3 protein-coding genes and 2 tRNA genes are annotated in these 4,666 nt (G+C 46.2%); 4 read left to right on the forward strand and 1 reads right to left on the reverse strand.

The annotated features are described in order from the left end of the window. Positions 1 to 14: 14 nt before the first annotated feature. Positions 15 to 1,883: a DUF885 family protein gene (locus tag ACI351_RS00005; protein WP_439733211.1), complete on the reverse strand. Its 1,869-nt coding sequence runs from the start codon at positions 1,881 to 1,883 to the stop codon at positions 15 to 17. Between the two features lie 187 nt (positions 1,884 to 2,070). On the opposite strand from ACI351_RS00005, the gene ACI351_RS00010 reads away from it, so the two are divergent. From ACI351_RS00010 to ACI351_RS00025, 4 genes are all read left to right on the forward strand, one after another. Next, positions 2,071 to 2,143 (forward strand) — tRNA-Lys (locus ACI351_RS00010). Between the two features lie 37 nt (positions 2,144 to 2,180). Further along, positions 2,181 to 2,262: transfer RNA gene (locus ACI351_RS00015), tRNA-Leu, on the forward strand. A 41-nt stretch (positions 2,263 to 2,303) separates the two neighbouring features. Then, positions 2,304 to 3,593, forward strand: a complete 1,290-nt coding sequence (gene tig / locus ACI351_RS00020) for a trigger factor (RefSeq protein WP_439733212.1) — start codon at positions 2,304 to 2,306, stop codon at positions 3,591 to 3,593. Positions 3,594 to 4,064: 471 nt separating this feature from the next. Further along, positions 4,065 to 4,571 carry a type IV pilin protein gene (locus tag ACI351_RS00025; protein WP_439733213.1) on the forward strand — a complete coding sequence of 169 codons (507 nt, stop codon included), beginning with the start codon at positions 4,065 to 4,067 and terminating at the stop codon, positions 4,569 to 4,571. The last annotated feature ends 95 nt before the right edge of the window (positions 4,572 to 4,666 follow it).

The following is a 4,666-nucleotide window of genomic DNA, read 5'->3' on the forward strand; positions in this document are numbered from 1 at the left end:
CCAGAACAAGATGTTTAAAAGAAATTTTTTCGCTTGGCTTGGCGTTTTTCCTTTTCATACAAGCGGGAGATTTCCGCTTCTACGTCTGCGGGCGGAACATTGCCCGTTTGCAGAGCCTTTTGGTGAAAGTCCGCTTCGTTAAATTTCTTTCCCAGTTTTTTGCGGAATTTTTCACGCGCATTTTGCCAAATTTCCAATCCTTCCTGCCGGCTGACGGCTTCTCCTGCGCGGGAGGCCAAATCTTTGAGCATTTGCTCGGCCTCGGCTTGTTCCAAGCCGTTCTCCTGCGTTAAATAATTAAGCGCATCCGTATAAGAAAAACGTTTAGTTTGCAGTTTTGCATCCGTTTCGGCAGCCAGTGCGCGGCGGTATCCGTCCCACGCATAGTAAAGCAGTTCATCGTCAGTGACGATATAGTTTTGTTCTTTTGCTATCAATGCACCGTATTCTTTCCAACCGTTTGCGGTAGTGGAAGCAGGGTAAGATTTTCTCCAAACGGACCAATTTTTGCCCATCTCCTCTTGATAGTATCCGCCCGGTACTAATTGTTTTGCGGTCAGCAGTTTAAGAACGGGTGTGTTAAAATCGCGTTTTAACTGTTCTTCTTTTGCCAGATTATTACCTGCGGGCAGGCGCAGTAAAAATTGCGGGGCAGCTCCAAGGTATGCCGGCCGGAATACAAAAGCGTGCGTATAGGCGTAGTAGCGGGGCGCTTGGCGCACATTAAACACGGTTTGTTTGGCAGAAAAGATATTTTTTTGAGCCAGTTCCGCTGACAGCGCAGCAACCTGACTTTGAAGTGCGCTCACCGCGTTTTCGTCCATTTTGGCGGGAGCGGTTCTTTTTGCTACGGCGTAAAAATCCTGTGCATTTCTCAACACGGGTTTGCCTTTTTTTGCTTTTTTCTTTTTTGTCTTCTTTTTCGGTACAGTCTGCGGCACGTCATTGGAATCTTCCAAAAGTGTAATTTCTTCTTCCGCATCCGTTTGGGTTAAAAACAATTCCAGTGCAGCCGATAAGTTTCGGCGGGCCGTTTTGGTGTTGTTCTCCAATTTTTTAACCAATTTGGCGGTGGAGATGTTTATTTGGTATTCGTCCGAAAGCAGTTGGGCATAGGATTCTTCCCCCAAACGGAAATCCTGCCCGTCCTCGTTTTGGGACAGTTTTTTGAATAAATCAAACATTCTTCTTACAGAGCGTTTGGCTTCGCGCGCGGTAGTACGGGCTTGATCGGTGGAAAAATCGTCAGGAGCATTTTGCATTAAATACTCTGCCAGTTCATCAAAAGAAAGATAAGCGTAGTATGCTTTTTCCATTGCGAGCTGCGCCAAGAAAGCCGAAGGCTGGGAAAGATTTTTTTCGGCTTGATCCGCCGTATTTGCCAGTGCGGTTATCCGCGCGGAAAGATCAGCTCGTTTTTTTGCGGGAGAGAGAGAATCGTTTAAATAAACATCGTACACCGCATCAAACGCTTCAGTGTAATATAAGGGATTATTTTTGCTTTGCTCGGTGCGGCGGATATCATTATTTAAGGCATTTTGTAACAGTCGAAAATCGACTTTTTTTGATTCCGACAGATTTTTTACGTTTACATCTTTCAATTTTTCCCGCACATTCTGTAGTGCGCGCAGGGCGTGGAGCTGCGTTTCGGCGGAGCGGTCGTTTAATTGCGCGGCGGCGGAACCGTAGCCTAATCGGGCGGCGCGTTCGGGCAGATAGTTTTGCAGCACAGCGGCATAACGGTTGGAAACGTCAATCAGCGTGTTTTCTTCTAAAAGGGAGTCTATATTTTCAAAGTCAAAGGCTTCCTGTGCGCGTGCGGGGATAAAAGCAAAAATACACAAATAAGCGGCTAAAAGCAACGGCAGGGTTTTGTTTGTCATTTGAGTTCCTATAGTAAGTGGGATACTCGTATTGTATTTGTTTGGATGGTGGCTTGTCAACCGTCATTTGACGCGCTTGCTGCTGTAGTAAAAAATTGATAAAATAAAAATATCTTCTTTAAACAATGTGCTTTTTGGGGCGTTTACCTGCCCTGCTTTTTTTGCTATAATCTAATTAATCCATTTCGGGCCATTAGCTCAGTTGGTAGAGCAGACGCCTCTTAAGCGTAAGGTCGTGAGTTCGAGCCTCACATGGCCCATTTTTAGTTTTTCTATAAATTTAAGAAATACAAATGAGGACGGATGGCGGAACTGGTAGACGCGTACGCCTTAGGAGCGTATGGAGCAATCCGTGAGGGTTCAAGTCCCTCTCCGTCCAAAGAATTTCGGCGAGGCCGAATAAAAAGAGGAGTGTACAGAATGTCCATTTTCAAAACCGCTCAGGCGGGGGAAGTAAAAACCAAGCAACTCGGCAAAGAAGGCTGCCGCGTTACGCTGTCCGTTGAGGCCGCCCCCGAACTGGTAACCAAATGTTTCCAAAACGCTGCCGTGCAGGTGCAGTCCCGCGCGCAGATGCAGGGTTTCCGCTCCGGTAAAGTACCGCTCGATTTAGTTAAACAGAATTTCGGCGGACACATCAAAGAACGCGCACTTGACTTGACGGTAAAAGCCGCTATTAACGGCGCCGTGGCTGAGGCGAAGCTTGATCCGGTTGCAGTGCCCGTTCTCACCAAAGCCGATTTTGCCAATTTTAACGATGGAAAAGCGTTTTCATTTGAAATTGCGGTAGACGTCGCTCCAGAATTTGATGTGTGCGATTACAAAGGCATTGAAATTGCTAAAAAACCCGAAACCGCTACGGACGAAGAAGTAATGGAAAACATTAACCGCGTGTTGGATGCCAATGCCCGCTTAGAAAGCGCGCCCGAAGGTGCAGTAATCGATGATAAATGCTTTGCTGTCATTCACTACACCGGCAAACGCAACGGTGTGGACGATTATAAGTTAAGTGCCGACAGCGAACTGGTGGAAATGGCTGCCCCGCAAACGACGGCCGGATTAGCCGAAGGCATCAAAGGATTGAAAAAAGGCGATGTGAAAGATATCGAAACCAAAGAAGGCAACGATACGATTTCTTTTCACGTAACAGTGGATGATATTAAAAACAAAGTCGTTCCTGCGCTTGACGATAATTTTGCCAAAGATATGGGTTTTGAAACTCTGGATGCGCTGAAAGCCAAAGTGAAAGAAAGCCTTGACGCAGAAGCCAAACAGGCCGCTAACCGCGATGAAATCGCCCAGATTGAAAACCACCTCGTCAAAATGAACAATTTTGAACTCCCTCAAAGCTTGGTGGAAGAATACACGGAATCTTCCTTGAATAATTTTGTGCGCAGTATGACGCAGCTTAAACCCGAACAGCTGACCGATGAGCAGCGCAAAAGCTTCGAAGAACGTATCCGCCCCACCGTGGAAAAAGATTTGCGCATTGGATACATTGTGCACGCCGTAGCCAAGAAAGAAAACTTGGAGGCTGCGGAAGCTGACTGGCAGGCGGAGTTGGATAAGAGTCTTTCCTCCAACGCCAAGAACAAAGAAGACGAAAAGAAAATCAAAGCTTTCTTTAATGAACGCAAAGCCCATATTTTGGCTACGCTTACGGAACGTAAAGTGTTTGATTTCTTTAAATCTCAGGCCAAATATAAATAAGATAATCCGAGTTGTCCCGAGTGTTTCCTTGACGCTTGGGGCGAAGTATCGGCGGGCGGGCCGTTTTCAAGTTGTAAGAAACGCCCCTGACAAACAGTTTTAACTTCAGAGCGGACTTGCTGGTCCGCTCTTTTTGTCTTTTCTTGTCATCACGGAAGCGCTCCCGCTCTCATTCCGCAACAACTTGCCGCGTCATTCCGGAAGGTTGTAATCCGAAATCTGTTGTTTCGTAACAACGAAATTCCCTATGTTGTTCCTTTCTAACTAAAAGCTACCGTCTATTACGAAACTCCGGCCGGGCTGGAATGCCTGCCCCCTGCAAGGGGGTTGACCCGTTTTTTTTTTTTGATACGATAGGGTAATCCACAGAGGTTTCTGCGAGGGTTCTCCCGATTGGGGTTTGTTCGCTTAAAATCGGTAGAATCTGTGCAGAAACATCGCAGGATGACTTTTTTGAAAGGAGGAACGAATATGAAAGGGTTTACATTAATTGAACTGTTAGTCGTTGTCCTAATTATCGGCATTTTATCATCGGTAGCCTTGCCGCAGTATACGCGTGCGGTAAAAAAAGCGCGTCTAACTGAGGCGTGGACGACATTGGGGGCTATTGATAAAGCTATCCAAATAAAAAAAATGGAAGAAGGCGACAGTCGTCAGTTTACATTTGATGAACTGGATATTTCTTTTATAGATCAAAACGGACAACCTGCTACGGGGAACTACTTGGCTACAAAGTATTTTGGTTATGAGCTTATCTATAACTGGGATTCCACAAACCAAGGCAACCGTATCCGCGCCAACACACAACTCCCGTTTGGTTCAACAGACGAAGAATATATGTTTTTAACCGTAAAGGACGGAAAACGGTATTGCTCCGGCGGGAACTCCAATGAAACGGGCTGCAAAAAATATGCCGGCCTTTCCAAAACCAGCGAAACGCGGTATTGTATGAGCGGAAACACTTGTTTTACGGAGTAAAAAATCAGATAAATACGCCCCGAGTAAAATCGGGGCGTTCTTTTCTATACATTCCGCTCGCAAGAACTCCGGGCGTAAGCCCGAGAGGTGGAGCG

The sequence above is a fragment of the Candidatus Avelusimicrobium sp. genome, assembly GCF_051874775.1.
In the GTDB taxonomy this organism is placed as follows: Bacteria; Elusimicrobiota; Elusimicrobia; order Elusimicrobiales; family Elusimicrobiaceae; genus Avelusimicrobium.

Coding starts and splice junctions, on each gene's coding strand:
- ACI351_RS00005 (WP_439733211.1), bottom strand. CDS start 1,883: ATGACAAACAAAACCCTGCCGTTGCTTTTAGCCGCTTATTTGTGTATT.
- tig (WP_439733212.1), top strand. CDS start 2,304: ATGTCCATTTTCAAAACCGCTCAGGCGGGGGAAGTAAAAACCAAGCAA.
- ACI351_RS00025 (WP_439733213.1), top strand. CDS start 4,065: ATGAAAGGGTTTACATTAATTGAACTGTTAGTCGTTGTCCTAATTATC.